This window comes from Pseudomonas sp. B21-028 (assembly GCF_024749045.1).
Lineage (GTDB): Bacteria > Pseudomonadota > Gammaproteobacteria > Pseudomonadales > Pseudomonadaceae > Aquipseudomonas.
Window position 1 is genome coordinate 853,289 of record NZ_CP087184.1, and the last position, 21,652, is coordinate 874,940.

The 21,652-nt window shown below is 52.6% G+C and carries 17 protein-coding genes and 2 pseudogenes; 15 read left to right on the top strand and 4 right to left on the bottom strand.

Going from position 1 to position 21,652, the window contains the following annotated elements; translation table 11 throughout:
* Positions 1-145 precede the first annotated feature (145 nt).
* The 5 genes and pseudogenes from LOY35_RS03665 to LOY35_RS03685 all read left to right on the top strand — a co-directional run bounded on the left by LOY35_RS03665 (position 146) and on the right by LOY35_RS03685 (position 4,153).
* Positions 146-1,057 (top strand): LysR substrate-binding domain-containing protein, encoded by a 912-nt coding sequence (locus tag LOY35_RS03665; protein WP_258630754.1) that lies wholly within the window; start codon positions 146-148, stop codon positions 1,055-1,057.
* Positions 1,058-1,507: 450 nt separating this feature from the next.
* Complete coding sequence (locus tag LOY35_RS03670; RefSeq protein WP_258630757.1) at positions 1,508-2,146, top strand: Wzz/FepE/Etk N-terminal domain-containing protein; 639 nt, start codon at positions 1,508-1,510, stop codon at positions 2,144-2,146.
* A 59-nt stretch (positions 2,147-2,205) separates the two neighbouring features.
* Entirely contained in the window at positions 2,206-2,340 is a 135-nt protein-coding gene (locus LOY35_RS03675) for a hypothetical protein (protein ID WP_258630760.1), read from the top strand.
* Positions 2,341-2,395: 55 nt separating this feature from the next.
* Positions 2,396-2,898: pseudogene (locus LOY35_RS03680) on the top strand (lysis protein).
* Between the two features lie 70 nt (positions 2,899-2,968).
* A complete protein-coding gene (locus LOY35_RS03685) occupies positions 2,969-4,153 on the top strand; it encodes a hypothetical protein (RefSeq protein WP_258630762.1) in 1,185 nt (394 codons plus the stop codon).
* Positions 4,154-4,343: 190 nt separating this feature from the next.
* Here the strand turns inward: LOY35_RS03685 and LOY35_RS03690 are convergent.
* From LOY35_RS03690 to LOY35_RS03700, 3 genes and pseudogenes are all read right to left on the bottom strand, one after another.
* A pseudogene (locus LOY35_RS03690) lies at positions 4,344-4,871 on the bottom strand (integrase arm-type DNA-binding domain-containing protein); the annotation flags it as partial.
* Positions 4,872-5,215: 344 nt separating this feature from the next.
* Complete coding sequence (locus tag LOY35_RS03695; RefSeq protein ID WP_258630763.1) at positions 5,216-8,530, bottom strand: UvrD-helicase domain-containing protein; 3,315 nt, start codon at positions 8,528-8,530, stop codon at positions 5,216-5,218.
* 4 nt (positions 8,531-8,534) lie between these two features.
* Complete coding sequence (locus LOY35_RS03700; protein ID WP_258630765.1) at positions 8,535-9,617, bottom strand: hypothetical protein; 1,083 nt, start codon at positions 9,615-9,617, stop codon at positions 8,535-8,537.
* A gap of 40 nt (positions 9,618-9,657) precedes the next feature.
* Between LOY35_RS03700 and LOY35_RS03705 the strand changes: the two genes are divergently transcribed.
* The 5 genes from LOY35_RS03705 (at position 9,658) to LOY35_RS03725 (ending at position 15,695) form a co-directional block, all read left to right on the top strand.
* Complete coding sequence (locus tag LOY35_RS03705; protein WP_258630766.1) at positions 9,658-10,755, top strand: TauD/TfdA family dioxygenase; 1,098 nt, start codon at positions 9,658-9,660, stop codon at positions 10,753-10,755.
* Between the two features lie 303 nt (positions 10,756-11,058).
* On the top strand, positions 11,059-12,864 hold the full coding sequence (locus LOY35_RS03710; RefSeq protein WP_258630767.1) for a class I SAM-dependent DNA methyltransferase: 1,806 nt from the start codon (positions 11,059-11,061) through the stop codon (positions 12,862-12,864).
* Positions 12,864-13,952: a BsuBI/PstI family type II restriction endonuclease gene (locus LOY35_RS03715; RefSeq protein ID WP_258630769.1), complete on the top strand. Its 1,089-nt coding sequence runs from the start codon at positions 12,864-12,866 to the stop codon at positions 13,950-13,952. The genes LOY35_RS03710 and LOY35_RS03715 overlap by 1 nt, the downstream gene beginning before the upstream one ends.
* Positions 13,953-14,001: 49 nt before the next feature.
* Complete coding sequence (locus LOY35_RS03720; RefSeq protein ID WP_258630772.1) at positions 14,002-14,883, top strand: HAD family hydrolase; 882 nt, start codon at positions 14,002-14,004, stop codon at positions 14,881-14,883.
* A 2-nt stretch (positions 14,884-14,885) separates the two neighbouring features.
* Positions 14,886-15,695, top strand: a complete 810-nt coding sequence (locus LOY35_RS03725) for a hypothetical protein (RefSeq protein WP_258630775.1) — start codon at positions 14,886-14,888, stop codon at positions 15,693-15,695.
* A 401-nt stretch (positions 15,696-16,096) separates the two neighbouring features.
* Here the strand turns inward: LOY35_RS03725 and LOY35_RS03730 are convergent, their stop codons facing one another.
* A complete protein-coding gene (locus LOY35_RS03730) occupies positions 16,097-16,429 on the bottom strand; it encodes a hypothetical protein (protein WP_258633470.1) in 333 nt (110 codons plus the stop codon).
* Positions 16,430-16,974: 545 nt separating this feature from the next.
* Between LOY35_RS03730 and LOY35_RS03735 the strand changes: the two genes are divergently transcribed.
* From LOY35_RS03735 to LOY35_RS03755, 5 genes are all read left to right on the top strand, one after another.
* Positions 16,975-17,511, top strand: a complete 537-nt coding sequence (locus tag LOY35_RS03735) for a LasR-specific antiactivator QslA (protein ID WP_258630777.1) — start codon at positions 16,975-16,977, stop codon at positions 17,509-17,511.
* Positions 17,512-18,580: 1,069 nt separating this feature from the next.
* The gene (locus LOY35_RS03740) at positions 18,581-19,987 is read left to right on the top strand and encodes a YfjI family protein (RefSeq protein WP_258630779.1); all 1,407 of its coding nucleotides are present in this window, start codon (positions 18,581-18,583) and stop codon (positions 19,985-19,987) included.
* Positions 19,974-20,327: a hypothetical protein gene (locus tag LOY35_RS03745; protein ID WP_258630781.1), complete on the top strand. Its 354-nt coding sequence runs from the start codon at positions 19,974-19,976 to the stop codon at positions 20,325-20,327. The genes LOY35_RS03740 and LOY35_RS03745 overlap by 14 nt, the downstream gene beginning before the upstream one ends.
* A complete protein-coding gene (locus LOY35_RS03750) occupies positions 20,311-21,291 on the top strand; it encodes an integrase domain-containing protein (protein WP_258630782.1) in 981 nt (326 codons plus the stop codon). The genes LOY35_RS03745 and LOY35_RS03750 overlap by 17 nt, the downstream gene beginning before the upstream one ends.
* On the top strand, positions 21,288-21,557 hold the full coding sequence (locus tag LOY35_RS03755) for a hypothetical protein (RefSeq protein WP_258630783.1): 270 nt from the start codon (positions 21,288-21,290) through the stop codon (positions 21,555-21,557). Before LOY35_RS03750 ends, LOY35_RS03755 begins: the two co-directional genes overlap by 4 nt.
* Positions 21,558-21,652 lie beyond the last annotated feature (95 nt).

A 21,652-nucleotide genomic window follows, 5' to 3' on the forward strand; every position in this document is an offset into this window, starting at 1 on the left:
TCTCAATTGCTTTGGGATGTGCTCTTGCAGGTTCGGCAGCCCAGGAAAGGCAGCCGACCGTGCTAGGGCAGGGGGATTCTGCAAAAAACGGGGCAGGCCAGGAAAACGATTTATGGGCCCGAAGTAATTGAGTTAAAGTCACTTAATGAAACGTCGCCTCCCCCCATTGAATGCTCTGCGCTCCTTCGAGGCCGCCGCTCGACTGGGAAGAATGACGTCTGCCGCCGATGAACTTTCGGTTACGCCCGGAGCAGTGAGTCGCCAGGTACGCCAGCTGGAACTGAGTCTTGGAATCGACCTGTTCGAGGGCACCAAGAACAAACCGCAACTCACCGCCGCCGGCAAAGAACTCCTGCCAGACCTCACGGCTGCGCTGGATCAGATCGAAGCCGCAGTAAACCGAATCAGGGACACCGCGACGGGTACTCTGGACGTCTCCTGCTTCAGCACCTTCACGGTCAAATGGTTGATCCCCCGCCTGTTCGACTTCAACGTGAAATACCCGGACATCAAGGTTCGCTTGAGCTCCTCAGGCGACACGACCGATACGGGGCGTGATCGGTATGACGTGATGATCACGGCTGAGCAAGGGCCGCTGGATGATCAGGAAAACACCCTCCTGCTATTCCCCGAGCGATTGGGCGTCGTCCTGTCACCCGTGTTATCCGAGCGTATCCAGTTGACTGAACTCAGTTCGATTTTCCGGTACCCACTCCTGCACACCAAAACGCGCCCGAATGCCTGGGCGAGCTGGGGGGATGCGATTGGCTACCAGGCCACCGCCCCGGCCGGCTTGGAGTACGAGCATTACTATTTCACGTTGGAGGCCGCGATTGCCGGGCTGGGAATCTGCGTCGCGCCCTGGCACCTGGTGGCTGACGATGTTCGTCTTGGCCGGTTGTTGGCACCGTTTGGGTTTCATCAGAGCAGCTATTGGTATGTGGCGAAGTGGGGTTCGGAGGGTAGTAAGAAGTTGGAGTTGTTTTGTGGGTGGTTGGTGGGGGAGGTGGGACGGGGTGGCTTTCTACGCTCATGCTTCGGCCCACCGTCAGATTAGTCGTTGGGTTGCCGCTGTATGTTTTGGTTGAGGGGCTCGTGGCGGGGCTGTCGTTTCTGAAGTTCTAATGTTTTGGCGAAGTTAGTATTTGACCTTTCTCCTGGCTGTTATAAACAGCCATCCGATTCTTACTGTTATACCCTTTGCTCAACGTGCGTGCTGAAACGGCGTCTCAAGCATTTTTCTACATCGCTAGAAATAACCCTCCAAGAATTCTTGATCGACTAGGCATTGCCCTAGTAAATGACATCATGTATCATGTCAAAATGATGTCGCTCGCTCTGTGTGTCGCACATGCAGGTAGCTAAAATTCTCCAAAGCACTAAGCCTCACTAAGCCTCACTAAGCCTCACTAAGCCTGATTAACATTGATAGTGAGCTTTTAATTCTTCTGACTCAAGCCTTGCTGCTGAAAGTTGCCGTCTATTCATGTTGAGGGGGTAATAAGGAATGACGATAACAAGTCTTTCTAAAGATGAAATTTCATTGGGCGAATTTTTTAAGTTTTTCGCTCGGCAGGTACGGACCATTGCATGGGTTTTCGTTGTGTTGTTTGTCGGAGGTCTGGGCTATGCGATAACCAGACCGACATTGTATATGAGCGTGGCAAGGGTAACGATAGGAGATAATTTGAATGTAGGGGTGGACGTATCTAGTCAGCTCGAAAATCCCGAAATGATAGTGTACAAGTATTCTCAAGTTGCCACAATAAAACCTATAAAAAATACCCGTATCGTTGAGGTCTCAGCTATTGCAGGGGGGCGTGAAGAATCAATTCAAAAAGTTAAGTTTTCTGTGAGTGAAATGGTTGCGGTGCAAAATAACATATATCAAAGACAGGAAAGAAAGTTCATTAAATATTTGGATCTGTTGAAGGTGACGGATTCTACCAAAATTCAAGTTTTAAGTATGTTGCAGGATGCCTCTCTCTCGTCAATGACCTACTCATCAGAAGTCAGCACTACGGAGCTTCCTCACAGTGGCAAGATGTATAAGAACATGCTTGTTGTTACGTTCATTTCTACTCTCATGGCATTGATCATTGGTGCTATTAAAGAAGGGGTTCGGCGGATGCGTGAGGCCGCTTGATTGTAAATATCGGTAAGAGAAATGTAGCTACTTGTTCGGTTGTTTTCTGAGGCCTACCTTTGTCATCTGCCGACCAGCGTTGCGCGGCGGAGCTGATGATCTCCGGCGTTGAGCTGGATCTGGCCAAAGGTGCTACCCATTATTACGCAATCACCATGCCGAAGCCGCCGGCCTGGGCCAAGGACGCGACCTAGACTCTATGCCGGGCAATCACCTTGTTCTTCAAGGACGTACCATGAACCCGTGGGTATGAAGGCTTGGGCTTTTGGCGCATTGGTGGCCGTGCTGCTGGCATTCGGTGCTGCGTGGAAAGCCCAGGACTGGCGCTATGAGGGGAAGCTGGTGACGCAGACCGGTCTGCACCGGTCCCACCTGAACAAAATCAGCAGCGCGGTCGCGGCCCAGGTCCAGGCGGAGCAGGCCCAGGCACTTTGCGCTTGAGCAGCGGTTATCGGCCAGCGAACAAAACGCATTACAAGGAGTTGAGCGATGCTCAAACAAATCAAGCTCGCCTGCGCGATCATCTTGCCACTTCTGATCTGCGGCTGTCAGTCCTCCTCGAGGATCCGGCCAGCAGCAGTCTAGTGCCTGCCCCCTCCGGCGCCAGCGGCGTAGTTTATGGAGCCCGTCGAGCTCAACTTGACCCAGCGCATGCTCAAAGAATTGTCGCTATCACCGACGACGGCGACCGTGGACTCATCGCGCTGAAGGCATGCCAAACCTATATTTTGGGGGTGGATGGAAAAAATTGAGCCGAGCAAGCTTGTAGCAACCGCGGCGGAGGGTGTCATAATTTAGCTTTTCTGATGGGGTGTTGAGGTGATGGACCGTAGAAGCTTCATGATATCGGCAGGGATTATTTCTGCATTCCCCTCAATTTTATTTGGCCGCAGCTACTCTCCTAGACCGCTGATCATAAAAGACGCATACAGCCTCTGGTATAACCGCCCGGCCATAGCTGAAATTGCTGGAGGATTTTGTATTGGTTATGTCAATCCGGCCGGCGAAGTGTTGGTGTCAGAGGTGAATGACCAGCTGATTGCAGGCAGAGCGTACAAACTTCATCACTTCGATGATGCAAGCGATCATGGCTCGCCGTCGCTCTTGAAGGTCCCGTCAGGCAAATACGCTGGGCATATCATTGCATGCGCCAGCAATCACGCATCGCCGCTTTATTTTTTCAGAGCTTCTAACCGTGAAACAGTCGACAAGTGGGAAGAAGGTCGAGTTATTGACCCTGGGCGATCAACATATGTCTCGCTGGCCGCCCTCCCGTCTGGAAAAATTGTACTGCTGCACACCCTGCAGGAGCGTGTCGGCAAATACTCTGCGGGAGAGTGGAGAAAGGTTGTAGCACGAAGCTCGGAAGACGGTGGCGATACTTGGGATGAAGCCATACAAATAGCCGGGCTAGGGCCTGGAACATTCCCCTACTCTACACCCTTGTCAGTATCGCATAGCGGTCTGTGCGCGATGACCTACGCGATTTACTCTGCCGCTGAAAAGCGGCATCAAGGCTTAACTGTTGTTATTACAGGCGATGCCTTCAAAACAAAAACAGAGATCCCTATCTACCTGGGTGATTCAGCTTTGGCCGATACGGTTCCATTTGAAACTAAATGGATCTCTGAAAATATTGTATCGGTTTCCTATACCAAGATGAGCGACGATGGAAAATCCGGTGTCGGCAGAGTTGTTTTTGTCGACGTAAAAAACAAGCAATGCCTGTCTAATGATGAAGTCTCTGATGTGGCTGTACACACCTATGCCGGAGGCTCGGCAATAGCAGCAGATGGTCGGTCTGCTATTTACTCCCCAAGTAATGGGGGGTTGGTCAGGAAGCAATTAGCGACAGGTCAAATAGATGTATTGGTTGAGCGTGGCAGTTTCTCATCGCCAGCGCAGGTAAGCATCAACGGACAGCCATTCATCATGGCGCTGAAAAATCCAACGATCAAAACAACCAGGGATTTCTCCGCTGAAATATTAATCATGCCTACGGCATAGATTGAGGCGAATGGATTCCGGTGAAGGGGCAGTCGACGGCTGTAGATTGTGTTTGTTCGGCAGGACGGCGGAGACATACTGCTGAAAAGTTGCTGAGGCATGGATTTATTCACATGAATCAATAGCGATATTTAACAACATTCGATGCCCCAGAAACAGAGAGGCCCGGACTGGGCGGGCTTCTCTGGGTTTGGGATCGGCGCTTGACCGTTTCCAAGCTGCCTTTGGTCTCAAGTGGCTTAAGCAACTTGATGACCTGGGGAGCGCTGATTTCAGAAATCGGAGTCGCATGTAAATCCGGGAAGACGTGCAGCGTGAGCGAGCGCCAAATGTCTTCGGCGTAAGCGGTTGTCACGGAGTCTTTCTTCAGTTCAAACCAGGCCGTCGCGACGTTCTGAAAGGTGTGCTCTGTCGCGGCTTTCTTCGCTTGGCGATCTGCATCGCGCTGCTCTTTCGGGTCCAGTCCCTGCGCAACCAGTTCTCTTGCCTCAACGGTGCGCTTTCGCGCATGGGCCAGGCTTAGCTCAGGGAACGTACCCAGTCCCATGTTGATCCGTTTTTTCGTCACGGGATGGACGTAGTTGAAATTCCATAGCCTTGAACTATTGGTGCGGACTCGCAGTTGGAGGCCGTTGCCGTCGGTCAGTATGTAGTCCTTGGCTTTGGGTTTGGCGGCTCTGATTTTCAGGTCTGAAAGGCGTGTGGCTTGGGCGCCCATGGGTACTCCAACGCTGTTCGTGTATTCCAAAATTTACCAGCCATGGGCTTGGAATACGTCTTGGAATACATTTCAAAATGGATCTGCGTGAAGTGCTATGGAGCCCAATGGCGCTGAAACCCCCGTATTTACTGGGTTTCAGACACAAAAAAAGACGTCCGTGGACGTCTTTAGATGATGAAATGGTGGGCCGGGGTAATCTGAACCTGATCTGTATCCTATTGATTTGTAATCATTAGTACTGGTTTATATTTTTGGTTGGAATACCAATTGGAATACTGGACTCTACTCGGTCATACCAAATTGACTAGGTGGAGGAGTAACCACCTTGTCGTCAGGCCAAACTAGGGTCGATTCTCGCAAATGCTCAGATACGGGCAGCGGCGGCAGAGCCACCCTTTTTTTGCTCCCCGATAGCCTGCTGCAAATTGATGGGCCATTTTGTGTACGGCGGTTGCTCGCGGATCCTTTGATGGGGGTTCCGCTTTAGATTTTTCGCTAATCAACGAATGTACCGTTCCCAGATTGACCTTCATGGCTGTCATCGCCAGCATCAGCGGACGGAGATGCCGGGACGTCGTATCTACACCAGCGTGCGTTCGCAACCAATGAAGCTCGGTCCCCCGGCTACCTTTTGCCTGCAACATCCAGGGCAGCTCAATCCGAACGCCGGCGACATCGGCATGCAGGCCTTCGATGATTACCCCACCCGTGTCCTTGATGATTTGTAGACCCTTACTGCAGGCTTTGACAGCATCTGAATACAACGCTTTATCAAGGGTATAAGCAGGTAGATCATGGGACGCCCATGCGGTCTCGAATGCAGTTTGCGCTGTTGCGCCTTTGAGCGTGGCTTGAAGCGCTTCCATAACAGCCCAGCGGGCGCGGATGGATACGTCGATATCCTGCTCAGCTGTTAGGTCGAGCTCGTACCGATAGTGGTAGTGTAAGGGGCAACTGATGTAGGACTCGAACGCACCGTAATTGACCACCAATGGTGCAGTTGAAGCAGCAACTGGTGGGGGAGGGACAACCGGTGGTGGGGGTACAGCCCCCGAGTAACGCTCCAGTAGCGAACCTGCTCTGGAAAGCGATGAAGGTCGGTCTTTAGGGTTCGTCTCATATAGAAAAAGTCGGTCGCGCGCGCGCGACAGTGCGACGTATAACAGGTTGTTTCGCTCTACAGCTTCCTCGAAGTTATGCTCCGCCTGGGTGCTATTAAGCACCTCGGGCGGTATTAACAGCGTCGAACGAGGATCGTAATCCCAAGCTTGCTCTGCACCATACGCGGCCTTGTCCACGTCGGTCACATGGACGGCATTAAATTCAAGTCCTTTGCTGCCATGAACCGTCATCAAGGTGATAGCGTTCAGTGCGCGGGCCTCGGGCGGTACGCCGCGGTCGGCAAGCTTCTCATTGATACGCCGACGCAAGTCTTCTCTAAGCAGAAATGGAGACAACCTGGTTTCTTTGGTGTTGCCGTCATTGTTGCGCACCGCATACACAAACAACCATAAAGCCAGGCGCTCAGTATGGGCATTCATGCTTGTGTCAGCAGGGTTGGGCAGGCCGAAACGTCGATCAAGAAGCAGCGTACAGACAAAATCCCAAGGATTGGTATGCCGATCAAAACCGGCTAGAAGCTTGGCGAGCTCCACACGTGCTATTTCTCCTACTATAGACAACCCCAATCCTTGCGTGCCTATCCACTTGCCACGTTGCAGTCCAACTCCAGTACCTGGAGAGGTGCTGTCCATCAATAATTTCATGTCAGCAATCGAGAACGCTAGATTTGGTTCGTGAAGCAGACCGACCAGTGAGCGAGGTTGCCGTGTACATAGAAGCTGCATCAGGCAGATAAGGCGCTTGATCTCTGTACGCTGGTGTACATCGCCAATGTAGAGATAGGGAATCCCGCGGGCGGATAGATCCTCTGCAGTTCGTTCAATGTTCGCAGTGCTGCGACTGATGATGACCTGATCCCGATAGTTCACCCCCATCGTTGAAAGCTTGCCGATAACATTCGCTAAGGTCTGAGCCTGGCTATCGATGGAGGTGCACTCGAACAATATGGGATTGGCATCGATCGAGGCGCGGTGCGCATTGACTGGCTGGAGCGGAAGCCGGGTCTGTAGTTTGTGATCACGCCCGGTATGGCTGAATAGTTTGAGAATCTCCGGAGTGCTACGACGGTTGATATCTAGGTTATAAGTGGCTACCGATGCGTGGGGGGCGTTGCGTCGAAAGGCACTGTCAAACTTCATCAAACTTTGGATCGATGCGCCCCGCCAGTGGTGAATCGCTTGGCGCACGTCACCTACGACCCAGACAGACTTAGCGTTGACTGCGAGTTCTCGTATGAATTCGACCATCACATGTGTGACGTCTTGGTACTCGTCGACCAAAATGTGATCGAAGTGATCAATGTACTGGCTGACAGAGGCGCGGTCTTTGCGTGCTTGCAGGGTTGGCAGTGCGACTAGGTCTGTGTAATCCACCAATTGCTTGGCACGCAACTCTGCCTCATAAGCCTCGTAGACAACGGCGATGTCGGCCTGTTGTTGCGCAACATCTGGCGTCGGTGCCGGCAGTGCAGCAAGCCGCGCTCGATAATCAGTAACGGAAACGAGCTCTTCCTTGAGTCGGTCAACGTAATCCAAGACTTTTGGAAGCCACTCATAGGGATCCTGGAGTCGTACGTAATACTGCAGCGAGATCGTTGGGAGCAGCCGCACCATCTGCCGCACTTTGGTCAGCCTGTCGGCCATGCCAACGTCGGCGTTCAACTGGAACAGATCATGATACTTGCGCAGAAACTCCAGGCCAAATGCATGGAAGGTGCCTGCCCAGACATCAGAAGCCCCGGGGATGGCCGAGGCCCGCATCCTCTCCACCAGTTCGTGTGCCGCTTTGTTGGTGAAAGTCAGCACCAAAATCTTGCTGGGGGGTACTCCTTGCTCGATCAAGTGCTTGATGCGATGGACGAGTGTCGTCGTTTTACCGGTGCCTGGGCCAGCCACCACGTTCACAAATCGTTCCGATGCATGCGCGGCATTGGCCTGCGCCTGAGTCATCGGTGGAAGGGCAGACATTGGAGTTATGGGCAGATCCGGTAGTAGGAGTGCATCAAAGAGTTGAAGCCTTACCACCTCCAGCGGCACCTTAAGGAAGGTAGACACTGCCTTGGCATTCATGCCGCTGACCCAAAGGGCGCGTGCTGCTTGTCGCGGCAACAGTAGTTCTCGGGCAAACACGTTTGCTTGGAGTTCCTGCCGTTCGCGCGCGCCGTAGGCTTCGACGGTGAGAAGGGCGGGGTTGCCTTGGGAGGCGGTCATTGCCGATAGGTGAGCCACCGTTATCGCGGGCTTATCAGCGTCCAGAAACCAATGCCCGATTTCATGAGCTATCAGGTACGCAGTTTCGGGCCATGATTTATCGTTTCGAACGTAGACAGTGTATTTTTCTCTGGCTAATACCCCATCTGCACCGGCCAAATTGAAATGGCCAGGCGGCAATAGTGCGATCACGAGGTCGAGTTCATCCTCAATCGTCGTGGTATCCAGAAGCTGCTTTGAGGTGAGCTGATCCGATAGGGACGCGCCGGCCAAGGTTTTTCTAATTTCGACGGCCTTAAGGCGCGCTCTGTCGAATGGGTTCAAGGTCTCAACTCTCTAGTGCTAGAAGGGCCTGCTCTTCATCGGCTGGAAGCTTTAACGCTTTCACGGCATCGCTCCAGGAGTGAGGAGCGGCGGCCAACTGAGGTTTCCCATGGGTCGCCTTGAACATCGGCACCGTGCGGTTCTGAAAGTTGCTTGCAAAGCCTGCGACCAATAACTCGATGGGGACTTCAGTGTGCGTGGATATAGAGCCAATCACCTTCGCTGGAGCAATAATCTCCCCTTGAAGCACCTGACATATTAGATCGCGTTGATTTCCCAGACCTGAGCGAAAGGCAAGGTCTCGGGCGCGTTTTGGCGGCAACCAAGAATTGATCACTATCACTGATTGTTCAAGGTCGGCCGGTGAAGGTGCGCTCGGTATTTTCGACTGAACGGCTGTGGCTGGCTGGGCTTGCTCGTGCCGCAGAGATTCTGCCAATAGAAAACAGGCTATCTGAGAGGTCGATTTCTCGAACTCTTTCGCGGTCATTCTTACCCACTTGGCCCAGGGGCGGTCCAGCCGTATCACCCACTGTTCAGTGTCACCCTCGTATGACTTGGCCGCTTGCTCGTAGTTGCGCAAAAGACTCGAAGGGTTCTTCGTCTCCATGTCTCGCTCAAATCGCTCCAGACCATCCCGGAGTAAGTCACGGGCGAGCTCTGCTTTCGACACCGCACGTTGTTGGGCCAGCTGACCAATGGCTGCATGGAAGGATTTCTTCGTTGTGACGCCGATCGTTTCACGGCGTGCTTTGGTGTCCATACGCTGACCCACATCCTTAGGTTGCATAGGTTTCTCCTGGTTTGTCGGCTGTGCCGCCAATATCGGGAGTGGGACATCCTCTGCGCTGCCGCGTTCAAACATCACAGGCGGTGCAGGGAGTTGCTCTACCAGTTCTTTTAGCAGATTACGCACAGCGAGCGATGCATCATCACCAACGCCAACGACATTTCGCCCCGAGGGCAGGTCAACAATGCATTGCCAATGGTCGGCACTGGTCTTTGCAGTTATCTGATCCGCAAGGCCGTCTAGCCAATGGGCCCAGTGCCTGAGACAATTGGAAGCAGTAACATCGTGATTTTTCATGAAAACTTAGCTATGGGGACTGGTCAGGAAGGGCTGGTCGATGGTGAGCGTTACGGGTAACGCGCTGCCGTATCAACTTTATATCACTCACCTGGTAGGGACACAATTGATCAACGCTCATTTTTCCGCAGCCATTCGTGCTGCTGTTACGGCATGGAGAGGCCGACTGACGTTTGTCGATGCTCTACAACAGCTGAGTGACCCAGTCACTCTCGGTCGTAAATTGTTGCCTGAGGTTGTCCAACTTCTTGCTCATAGCGGTGTGACACGCGGTGACCTTCTTGCTCATGCGTGGGAAGTGCCTTGCATGCTCCTTATAGGTGTCTTCGACCCGGATGACCTGCCAGATACGCCTTTGGATTTTTTGCCTGTCCCAGCCTCAGAAGCAACGGTTCTCGCGCGCGCATCCGCCATTGCTGCGAACGTGGCTTTAGACTCAAGCACTATTTCCTATGGCTCAGAAAATGGCGGCGCGCTTTTCGTCAATTTGGTCGTAAAGCCAGGTGAAGGGTATGAGTCGGAAAAATCACAGAAGTCCATGAAAGGGCATACTGACGGGGTCTGGTTCCCAATCCGAGGCGAGCAGCATCCATACGATCCGCGGATTGCACCTTCTCCAGATTTCGTTTGCCTGTGCGGGCTGCGTAACCCAAAGGACGTGTCCACTACGGTGATGCCGCTGCGGGAGGTATTGAGTAAGCTGACCGATACTCAGATTTCGGAGCTGACAAAGCCACAATATATCGTTGGCCCGCAGTTTACCTTCGGAAAACGCTTGAAGCAGCTATATGGATTTGATCTTCTCGTGGAGGATTCTCAGGTGCTTTTCTGGGTGGCAGGTGTCCCGTGGATCAGATACAGCCACAGCTCGACACAAACTGATACCGAGGACAGCGTGGCCGCCAAATCGGCAATGGATGCATTCGAAGCCGCCTGTAAGGAATCTACGCAGGCTTATCCTCTCGCCCCCGGAGATATCGTTTTGGTCAACAACAGGATTTGCCTTCATGGCCGATCTGAGGTTGGCGAGGAGTATGGAGCGAAGTCCCGTTGGCTGCTCCGCACCTATGGCTTGGATACCACCAGCCTTGAGCCATCCCAATGGCAGTCAGGTAGCACGCATATTCTTTTTCCATAAGTGATCGTGGCGGGGGCGTTGGGGTGAAATAGGTGTAAACCTATTTCAGGACTAGACATCCATGGGCAGCCAGGAAGTGGATGACATGCATCTGTGCTAGCAAATATTCCCACCTTACAGGATGAGCACGACACACTTCGCTTGTTGCTGTATGTTTATACAGTTGTCGTGCCCCTGTTATCTGCCCGAGGGCGTCCACACAGCTTTCAGCAAATTGATTCATATTGGCATTTACTTGGTGAGGTAAAGCGCCAGGTTATGAGCGCCATCGGGTAGAATCCGGCCCAATAGAGAGGAGGGAATATGGCAAAAGGCGCGCAGGCCTCAGCAGCATTGCTTGAGGCGCACCATGCGGCAGAAACGGCTAATCAAGCGTTGGCTTCCGCAAAAGCGATGGCGCGAGCGTTTGTCAGCACTTTCCCAGAGTCGCTCCAGCTAGCTGTCGCCCGCTCGTTTGGCTCTTTTCTAGTCAAATTTTGGTGGGAATCCCTGGCTGGTAGCACTTGCGAACTGACAGAGCTGCGGGAACAGATCGAGGCATTCGAAACGGTAGACCTTCCAGAGACGGCTGTCTCGCTCGCGGAGGCAATCGGAAAAACTGCCGCAAGGTTTGATACGGAAACCGCAGCTTACGAGATCGGCCTGATTTACACAGGTATGCTCCCCTCGGAGCATAGGAGCAACTACGGAATATTTTATACTCCCCCAGCTCTCACCGAACGGTTAATCGACCAGGCATCTGCCTCAGGCCTAAACTGGGAATCCTGTCGCGTACTCGATCCTGCCTGCGGGGGAGGAGCTTTTTTAGCGCCAATTGCAGCGCGGATAATAAATAGTCTAAAAAACTGTAGTCCGAAGATCACGATCAGAAGTATAGCTAGTCGGCTGCGGGGTTACGAAATAGATCCGTTTGCAGCTTGGCTCAGTCAGGTCACTTTAGACGCGGTCGTGCTACCGGTAACTAGATTAGCAGGTACTCGTCTGCCTGTAGTTGTGACGGTCTGTGACTCACTACGGAAGGTCGAATCAGTTGAACCATTTGACCTTGTAATTGGAAATCCGCCATATGGTAAGGCAAAGCTTGACCCAGATATTCGAGAGCTATATAGACGCTCTCTCCATGGTCATGCAAATTTATACGGCGTTTTTACCGATTTCGCGTTGAGGAATGTCAAGGCTGGCGGCACTATTGCATATGTAACGCCTACTTCGTTTCTGTCGGGGGTCTATTTCAAGAACCTCAGGCAAGTTATGGGGGATAACGCTCCCCCTGTAGCGATCGACTTCGTTGAGGCACGGAAAAATGTGTTCGATGATGTGCTTCAAGAAACCGCCCTCGCAATATATAAGGCAAGCAAGCATGCTATGCCAGTGCGGGTGTCTGAGATCTCTTTGTCCATTGGCGGGTTGGAAGTAACTCAAGTTGCGAGCGTAGATCTGCCTAACGATTTATCCATGCCATGGATTATGCCTAGGAATCAGACGCAAAGTGCGCTGGTCGGTAAAATGGCAAAAATGTCTTCACGGCTGGTCGATTGGGGGTATACGGTCAGCACCGGCCCCTTGGTTTGGAATAGACATAAAAATCAGCTCGCATCAGCTCCTGGGGCGAATCGATATCCGCTTATATGGGCAGAAGCGATTACTTCAGACGGTAGGTTTGTATTTCGAGCAGAGAAAAAAAATCATGCGCCTTTCTTCAAGTTTGAAAGGGGTAATGATAGTTTGCTAGTTACTCGTCCTTGCGTGTTGCTCCAAAGAACCACCGCCAAAGAACAGGCTCGTAGATTAATTGCGGCACTACTCCCAGCAGAGTTTATAGCTATATATGGCGGGGTGGTTATCGAGAATCATCTTAATATGGTTCGCCCGCTAGGTGATAATCCGGTTGTAAGCGCAGATGTTATCTCTGCTTTTTTAAATAGCAGGGCTGCGGATGCAGCATTTAGATGTATTAGCGGTTCAGTGGCAGTATCGGCATACGAGCTTGAGTCTTTACCGCTGCCATCTCCCCGCGCTTTAGCTGGGCTGAAAAAATTGGTTGCCGCGTCTGCTTCTAAAGAGGCTGTTGATGCAGCGTGTGATAAATTATATGCAAGGAAAGCATGATGCTTCCGAAGTACGCTACGTGGGAGTTGGTGGCCGAGCGTCTGCCAGCCATATTTCCTGAGGGAATAGCACAACGAAACTATTGTATTCGTGAGTTATCCGCTAAAACGATTTTTACTTTTTTGTATATAGGGGCAATCGAAGGTACAGACGTCTATCTCGGGCCTATCCATGTGTATAGGATGACCGATCTTCAGTCGAAGATGTCTTCAGATGATGAAAGGCTAGCGTACCGTTCAAACATGCTAAAAAAGAGCTTTCACATTGAGGGCGTACGGTGGTACGCCGACAATACCCGTGAGCCCATAAGAGACGAAACTCTCAGAGAAGGATTAATCATCGTAGGTGCTGTTGTAGAACGGACTGACGTTCCAACCACATCAAGCCGACCGCGATACGCGTTGAATAAAGACTTGGTTGATTTGTTTGATCCTGCTTTGAAGGATTCAGCCTTAGCCCAAGCGATTTTGGCTTGGCAAGCCAAAAATCTTACTCCAAGCGCCCTCGCCAGAGTATCGTTGCTTCGAATGGGAACCGCGGGGAAGACCGGTGTGCCCGTCCAATTTCCAAATGGCGACACTCGAACTTTGTCGCCTGGTCCCAGTTCATTGATTTCAAAAGCAGTGGTCGAAGTTTTTGCATCAAGGTTTTTGAAGCAGCCGGGAGTACTATGGCTTAGCGAGTCCAGCAACAAAGTCGCTGTTCAGGACGTAAAGTTGGCGACTACAATAGGACTCGATATTGTTGCGAAAAAAGATCTTCCGGACTTAATTCTTGTGGATCTCGGTCCAGTAGATCCGCTTATAATTTTTGTGGAAGTAGTTGCTACTGATGGCGCTATAACACCGAGACGTCAAAGGGCACTTTTCGAACTCACCGATAAGGGCGGGTTTGAGCGCTCGCAAGTCGTGTTTCTCACCGCTTACGCGGATCGGGAGTCACCAGGCTTCAAGAAAACGATCACAGGATTAGCGTGGGGGGCATATGTTTGGTTTATGAGTGAGCCAGACAATATTGTTCTGTTTCAGGAGGGCGGAGGATTGACTCCTAAGTCCGCTGGCGCCCTAAGTATGAGTGGCGATGAGTAAGCACTTTTGTAATGTATTTGTCCGCCGTTGACGGCGATCGGGGTTTGAAATGTCTTCGACGAAAAAGGTACTGATCACTGATCTGGATAATACGCTATTCGACTGGGTCGAGTTATGGGTACGGTGCTTTTCAGCAATGCTTGAAGAACTTGTAGCCATAAGTGGTGTATCTAGAAGTCAGCTGCTACCGGAAATATCTATTGTCCATCAGAAACATGGTACGTCAGAGTATTCCTTTTTAATTGAAGAGCTACCGTCTCTGCAAAAGTTTCTTGCTGGACGAAATGCTCTGGAGGTATTTGCTCCGGCAGTGAACGCATTTCGGGAAAAGAGGAAGGAATATCTAGTCCTTTATCCTGGCGTCGCTGAAACTCTCCAAGAGCTGAAAAGACGGGGAACTTTAATTGTAGGTTACACTGAGTCTATGGCTTTTTACTCTAACTATAGGGTTAGAAAACTAGGGCTGGATGGAGTTTTTGACTATATATTCTGTCCTGAGGATCATATTGTTCCTGATAATGTTGGGGAGACTAGGCGTTATCCTGCGGAACATTATGAATTGAAGTCTACCATCCAACATCACACACCTAAGGGCTCAAAAAAACCTGATGTCGATGTGCTGCAGTGGATAGTGACGGATTTGAGCTTGAAAACCTCAGAGTGTGTCTACATTGGCGATAGCTTGATGAAGGATATCGCCATGGCCAATGATTGCGGAATTGATAGCGTGTGGGCGAAATACGGCGTAGCACATAAACGCGAAGAGTATAAGTTGCTCCAAGAAGTAACGCATTGGACACCAGCGGAGGTTGAACGAGAACAGAAGATTAGGGAGCGTGAACACGTTTCGCCAAGCTTTGTCTTGAATGAAGGATTTTCGGAGCTTCTGTCGATTTTTGACTTTAAATCTTTTTTTGATGTGCGGGGATAAGTATGTCACGGGAAAGGGAAGCAGAAATTATTGAGGTCTGGAAGGCCGTCATAGATGTTCAAATTCATTTCAACGACATAGGGATGCGTATTCGTGGGATGTTTGTAACTATCATCCTAGCTCTTTTTGCCTCTCTTGGTTTTTTATTAGATAAAAAAATTGGGCTGGAGGCAGGACGCGTTGTTATCCAGTTTGCTGTGGTCGTGCCTTTGTTTGGTGTGCTTGGTACTTATCTGTTCTATTTTATGGACAGATACTGGTATCACCGGTTGCTGGTTGGTGCTGTTAAACAGGGTGTCGCGATTGAGAAGCTCGGAATTGGAACTATTCCGGAATTAAATCTCACGAAGGTTATTGGTGACGAAAGCCCGTATGAACCTCGGGGGTTCGCGAAAGTTTTTGCGGGATGGATAGTCAGCCATCCCAAGCTTAAGACCACCGGAAAACTACATTCAGATGGTAAAATTGAGTTTTTTTACAAGTCGGTGATGGTTGCTTTAACATTGACCGCACTTCTCATCGCGTATATGGGCGGTGTAGAACTGAAATCCTCATCGCCCTCTACATTAATAAAGACTCCGGTCGTTGAGTCCATCGGCAAGGTAGCGGGGAATGGACGTTCTCAGGCAGGCGAAGGAAAGTTGAATTCGCTGAAAGAGACAGAAAGAGCTATTAAAAGTAATGAAATTTTGCCAGCTGCTAAGTCCAACATAGATAACTCTGAGGTTGATAAAGCGCCGGGCGTTGCTCCGCCATCTAAGGTTGATGCTCCTGAGGGGCATGCGGATAAGAAGTCCGAAGGCTCGCCATAATCAAAATATGATGCAGCTAATGATCATATTGAAAGCTGGGCAGATACTCCACCAGGTGTATCTGCGGGAGCCACATCTGGCAGTAAGTAAACGTCATTTAATATTGATGTTTATTTGTTTATTGCAGTTGATGTTAAAGTGCTTTGAATTAGTTTTCTGAATCGCTCTGGTTTCGTAGGCACCTTTGAGTGTCCGCTGTTGGCCGTTTTCTGCAAGTCGTCACCCTAGGCCGTGGAGAAGAGCTAGCGTTCAACTAGGACTTGATCTTTTGCATGGAGCGCTAGTTTTTAAGCCTACGAACTGCTTTCGATATTGAGATTTAAGGGTTCACTCAACACGGTCTGGTCTGTCGGGTGAGTTGTTGTAATGGAATGCGGTTGATAGGTAACTTGCGGGCACGCCTACATCGAGCTGACCGATATAACTTCCACAAACCTGAATTTCTTCTTTGCTAACTTTGCAGCTTCTTGCTCTGCAACTAGGGAACTGAGCGTATCGGCCTCATGTACGATCTCGTGCATCTCGCCTTCGAATTCATTCCCCACCCTCAGTGTGACTCTCAATCTGGGGGTAAAGGTTTTTGATAGTTTCTTTTTCTTCACTGCCTTTGTCGGCTCAGCGATCACGGTTTCCGATGAAGTGTCTTGCACACGCGTGTTGATTACTAATGCAGGGGCCTCAGGCTCACCGAATAGCGCCCGACGCATTTCTTCTTCCGTCAGATCTGTAGTCATACCATTTCTCGATAGGGTGACGTGAATAGCGTTACCGATTCTATCACTTTGGGGGGCTTCGGAAATATGAAGAAGTTGCATGGTATCTGACCTGCCATAGCCACTTAATGCCGACGAACGTAAGCTTTCGCCCGGAGCTCTCGTTCGAATTCGGCGCTTATTGACACTCATGCTTGTGTTGTCGCTGCTTCGCATTTACGCTTTGTTCCGTCGCGGTCAATCCCGCGACCGGGTGTCGCAACCCGCAAACACACACGAAGGTGCGGTTCCGCGCCATAGCGAAAGCAAAGTAGTTGGCGCTCTATTAGGTCTGACTACGGCATTTCTATGGCAGGCCGTGCGGGGCAGGCTTATGCCTGGCCGGTTTTCCTTCGTGTGCCGGTTTGCGACCCCCGTACGGTCTGCCACCCAATCGTGTCGCAACGGCGGTTGGCAGCTCCTTAATTACACGAAGGAGATAAGGAAAATGGCATGTCCCCCTTTTAAGCTCGTGCGCCGCCTTGGCGATTTGATTCAATCTGAAAACCATCTCGGAGGATTCCGTGATGTTTGATCTTTCGCTTCTAATCGGCCTCCCCAAACCCAGCAGCATCGATACTTCATCGCTTACCCCTGAAGGTGCAGCGATTAAACTGCGGCAGGCTGCCACTCTCCGGCTTAATGGAGCCCAGAGTATTCTGCTTCATTTTCCGCAAGACGTTGAGCTGGCTGTAGAGCTGTTGGATGACGCCGCTGTGTTGTACGACAAGGCATTCCGGAATTTAACTGGGATTCCAGCTCAACGCGTTCATCAGCAGATCCATGAGTATGTCTCTGTCCCGTCTGCTGAAGGGGCTCCCGCGATTCAAACCCCGTGGGGCGATGAGTTCGCTCCGGTGATAAAGGAGGGTGTTCGTTGCGCAGAGACTTGGCTTGGAGGCTCATCACTACCGTTATGGTGGGCGCTGTCTCAGCACCGAAAAGGTCATCGCCCAGGTGATCCACAAGAGGCATTCGAAGCAGGTTTTTTGCTGCGGTTGCAGCAGACGCTGATCGTGCGACGTGAGGCCGTCACTTCCCAATCAACCCGCTTTGATGCCTGAGCCTGTAATTGACGTTTAAGATTTGCTCCTCCCGCCAAACCCTCCGATCAAGCGATCTTTGATCGCGCCGATCGGAGGGTTCACTCGCTTTTTCTCGAAGCCGCCGCGTTCCACCCTCTCATTTTCAAATTTGATTAACGCCACGCTTGCTTTCACCCGTCAGTAATTCCCTGCAATCTCTATCGAGCGCAGCGCCATTTCAGTGTGTGTGCGAATCTTTTCGTTGGGCATGGATGTAGGTGTGGCGACAGCGGCGACGCCGGCGACAACCCATGCAGCACGTGGCCTGGAACGTGGCGACAGAAGTGGCGACAGTCGCCACTTTCTCAGCGCTTTGGCCGTGACGCTTGACCGCCTTTTCGAGTGGGTATAAAAATTGGCGCACGGATCGCTGTCGTTGACAGCACCTGCCCAGGTAGCCAGAACCTTTAAGGCTACGCCACTTGCGTGGTGGTTCTTCCCCAAGTGCGATTAGCGTCCGGCGGCTCGCACGGTCACTCCCCAAGAGTGATGGATGCCTACTCGATCAATCTGCCCACTGCGGCAGACGATGGACCTACCTCGCTGCATTGCAGCAACCTCACCTCTTGGCACACCTCGCTGCGCCAGACCTCGCCCGTCTCTTTCTCCTGGAAAGAGACGGGCGCTCGTACCACTGCTGCAAGCCACGTCGTACATGGCATTGCCGCAACTCTCCTCGTGACAATCGGCCTGACAACTCCGATTCGTCGCCATCCGCAACGACACAAGCACCGGTGCCGCAGCCTATGGAAGGGCTGCACCTGACTGACAGTCAGGCATGCCCCAGGTGTCTACGTCGTTGCCTTCTCCCACCCAGGATCTCCAGGTGCCGAACACGTCAGTCGGCACAGCCTCCACCCGCCCGCATTTTCGGATGCGCCAAGGAGGTCAGATTCATGGGTTCATGCCCTCGCTCCCGGTCGTAAGGAGCCGTCCGTTCCGCGTCAGTGAACACCTCACAGGTCGCAGGGGCCTTGATCCCTGATAACACTCAACACCCGTGGCGGGGCTATGTGAGGACAACCAGCAATGAACGAGGAGAGGGCCCATGCAGCTGTTAGAACCGAAGCTCGAATTACCACGACCACCTCGACCACTGATTGAGTCGAACCCCGTGGCCAAGCCTTATCCGGTGCAGGCACTGGGAGGGATTCTTGGGCCTGCGGTCGAGCGCATGGCCGAGGTGATCGGCGTGCCCCAGGCACTGGCCGCTCAATCGGTGCTGGCTGCTTCGGCTCTGGCCACCCAAGGTCATGCGGGCTTACAGCTCGATGGGAGAAATTATCCGCTGTCGCTGTACCTGATTACGGTGGCCGCATCCGGTGATCGTAAAACGGCAGCAGACCGATGTTCCTTGCTGCCTGCACGGCAATGGGAACGTGAGCAGTGGCAACGCTATCGCGAACAACTTGCTCGATACCGTTCCGTACAAAAACAGGCTCAGCGTATTAATCCTGGCGATCCTGACTCTGCAAACCGCGCCTTAGTAGAGGAGGAGCCCTCAGCCCCTAGGCTCATCACCACGGACCCGACTATCGAGGCGCTGATCAAGGGGCTCTGTCATGACTTGCCCAGCATGGGGCTGTTCTGCGATGAGGGAGGACAATTCCTCGGTAGCACCACCATGAGTCGGGATAACCGTTTGAAAGCGGTCACGACCTTGTCGTCACTCTGGGATGGCAGTCCGATTGATCGTGCGCGCTCCATGGCCGGGGAAAGCTTACGGGCTTATGACCGGCGTTTGAGTCTGCACTTGATGTTACAACCGTACTTGGCGATGCAGTTGCTCAGCGATCCTTTGCTGCAGGGGCAAGGCATCCTTGGTCGCTGCCTGATGACCTGGCCCACTAGCCTTGCCGGGCAACGTAGCTATCAGGCCGTCGACTTGTCCAAAGATCCCGCCCTGAAGCGATATCACCAGCGCCTTTCGGCCCTGTTTCATCAGCCGTGGTCACTTTCGGCTGACGGTGCTCTGTTGCTTTCAACGTTGAGCCTCAGTCCACTGGCTCGTCGTCGCTGGATTGATCTGCATGACGCCATCGAGGCCCAGTTGGGTGAGTTTGGCGAGCTGGCCAATGTGCGGCCCAGTGGATCAAAGGCAGCAGACAACCTGTTGCGCGTCGCCGGCATTCTGGCCGTAGTTGAGGAGAGCAGTGTCGTGGAGGTCGACCATATCCAACGGGCCTCGACCTTGATGGGCTACTACCTCACCGAAATTCAGCGCCTCACCGAGCAGGAGCCGGTATGCCGGGTAAGGGAAGAGGCGGATCGGTTGCTGCGCTGGCTACAGGTCAAGGGTTGGAAGCGTTTCAGTGTTCGAGAGCTAAACCGCAACGGCCCCCGCTTTGCCCGTAAGAGTAGCCGTCATGCCACCAAGCTGTTGGTCGAATTGATTGATCATCAGTGGCTGATCACTGATGGCCAGACCTTCGAGGTGCGCCATGTTCAATCTTGACGAAGCACTGCGCAATCACCTGGCGCGACGCCAAAAGGAACCTAAAGCGCGTTTTGTCGCCGCCAGTGTCGCCATTTTGTCGCCAGGCTCAAAGCCCGGCAGAACAAGGGTTGTCGCCGCTGTCGCCGATGTCGCCACTCTCCGTACAACCAACACAGTTACGACGGACATTATCCAACGGTTGAAAGAGGAGGGCGCGCATCTCTACGTCACCGACAACACGTTGTGTTTTCGCCCTACTGATTGGGCCCAGCTTGCCGTCGTGGGTGAGAACTGGCGAGCCCTTTTGCATGAGCTCGCTGCGGTCGATCAGGAGCAGGAAAATGGCTCGGGTCGGTAAGCGAGCGGGACGCAATTTCGGCTTCGGTCGCCAGCTCAGCTATGCCGGACCGCAAGCCCTGAAAGATCTATTTGGTGACGGCCATTTTGCGACCGTCAAAGCCCATAGCGATCGCTGGCAGGCATTCGTGCGTTGGTGCCGATCCGATGAAGGTCCCAGGCTCAATGATGCGCGACAGGTTGATCGCGAGATCCTCATGCGGTACGCCGTCCACGTGCGTGAGCAGGTTGATCAGGGCAACGTCAGCATTGCCACCGCGCAGAACCGCCTGTCCAGCGTCAACCGAACGATGGCCGCGCTGCGCGGTGATCACTACGTCAAAATTCCAAGCCCGAGTAAGGCGCTGGGCCTGCAACGCTCAGGCGTGCGCAGTGAAGCGCCGCAGGGCCAAGGCCGTGTGAAGGTCGAGCAGATCGCACAGGCGTTGTCAGAGCACGGCCAGCAACGAGTAAGCGCAATTGTGCACCTGGCTCGTGAGGTCGGCATGCGCCTGCGTGAAGCGATCCTGGCGGACCTGCCCCGACTGCAACGTGAGGCCCGGAAACTGGGAAAAATCAATATCCAGGAAGGCACCAAAGGCGGTCGATCAGGCGCATCAGCGCCACGTTGGATCGTGGTCACGGATCAAGTCCGCGGTGCCCTTGAGAGGGCCAGCGAGGCCTCACCCAACGGCAGTCGGAATCTATTAGCGCCCGACGAAAGCTACAAGCTCTTCTTACAGACAGTTGTGCGTCCTGCGCGGGACATTCTGCATGAGCATGGATTGAAAGGCTTTCATGAACTGCGAGCGGCGTACGCCTGTGAGCGTTACGAACAATTGACTGGCTTCGCTGCACCCGTCGATGGAGGTCGTGGCCATCGAGAAGATCGAGAGCTTGATCGGCAAGCCCGCCAGCAGATCAGCCAGGAGTTGGGACATAACCGCATCGATGTGGTGAGTGCCTACATCGGAGGTCGGCGATGACATCCGAGTTCGACATGGCGTTGTTTCTGCGTCCCGTGCTCAAAGGTGCGCATGCCACGCGACAGCGGCACATCAGACAGGCGGAAAAGATGCAAAAGGCGATTCGAGAGCGCTGGGGATACGCGACTCCCTGGTCCTGGAAGGAAAAGCACGTGAGGTGGTTTTTGGAGCACTCTCTGCGCTGCTCAGCGCCAGCGACCATCTACTACTACGAATTAACAGCAGAGTTGATCCGCCGCAGAAAGGCGCAAGTCGTGGTTGGCTGATAGGTCTTCAAGCGTGAGTCCCTGAGTATGGGAATGCGGAGCCTTCCCATACTCAGGGACTTTGACTAAGGAGCGCAGGCGTAAGAGAAATTTGG

What these genes read in the sequence shown, in the direction of transcription:
- LOY35_RS03715 (WP_258630769.1), top strand. Translation starts at nt 12,864, where the DNA reads ATGCTTCCGAAGTACGCTACGTGGGAGTTGGTGGCCGAGCGTCTGCCA.
- LOY35_RS03710 (WP_258630767.1), top strand. Translation starts at nt 11,059, where the DNA reads ATGGCAAAAGGCGCGCAGGCCTCAGCAGCATTGCTTGAGGCGCACCAT.
- LOY35_RS03725 (WP_258630775.1), top strand. Translation starts at nt 14,886, where the DNA reads ATGTCACGGGAAAGGGAAGCAGAAATTATTGAGGTCTGGAAGGCCGTC.
- LOY35_RS03745 (WP_258630781.1), top strand. Translation starts at nt 19,974, where the DNA reads ATGTTCAATCTTGACGAAGCACTGCGCAATCACCTGGCGCGACGCCAA.
- LOY35_RS03720 (WP_258630772.1), top strand. Translation starts at nt 14,002, where the DNA reads ATGTCTTCGACGAAAAAGGTACTGATCACTGATCTGGATAATACGCTA.
- LOY35_RS03730 (WP_258633470.1), bottom strand. Translation starts at nt 16,429, where the DNA reads ATGACTACAGATCTGACGGAAGAAGAAATGCGTCGGGCGCTATTCGGT.
- LOY35_RS03705 (WP_258630766.1), top strand. Translation starts at nt 9,658, where the DNA reads ATGGTGAGCGTTACGGGTAACGCGCTGCCGTATCAACTTTATATCACT.
- LOY35_RS03670 (WP_258630757.1), top strand. Translation starts at nt 1,508, where the DNA reads ATGACGATAACAAGTCTTTCTAAAGATGAAATTTCATTGGGCGAATTT.
- LOY35_RS03755 (WP_258630783.1), top strand. Translation starts at nt 21,288, where the DNA reads ATGACATCCGAGTTCGACATGGCGTTGTTTCTGCGTCCCGTGCTCAAA.
- LOY35_RS03740 (WP_258630779.1), top strand. Translation starts at nt 18,581, where the DNA reads ATGCAGCTGTTAGAACCGAAGCTCGAATTACCACGACCACCTCGACCA.
- LOY35_RS03700 (WP_258630765.1), bottom strand. Translation starts at nt 9,617, where the DNA reads ATGAAAAATCACGATGTTACTGCTTCCAATTGTCTCAGGCACTGGGCC.
- LOY35_RS03685 (WP_258630762.1), top strand. Translation starts at nt 2,969, where the DNA reads ATGGACCGTAGAAGCTTCATGATATCGGCAGGGATTATTTCTGCATTC.
- LOY35_RS03735 (WP_258630777.1), top strand. Translation starts at nt 16,975, where the DNA reads ATGTTTGATCTTTCGCTTCTAATCGGCCTCCCCAAACCCAGCAGCATC.
- LOY35_RS03665 (WP_258630754.1), top strand. Translation starts at nt 146, where the DNA reads ATGAAACGTCGCCTCCCCCCATTGAATGCTCTGCGCTCCTTCGAGGCC.
- LOY35_RS03750 (WP_258630782.1), top strand. Translation starts at nt 20,311, where the DNA reads ATGGCTCGGGTCGGTAAGCGAGCGGGACGCAATTTCGGCTTCGGTCGC.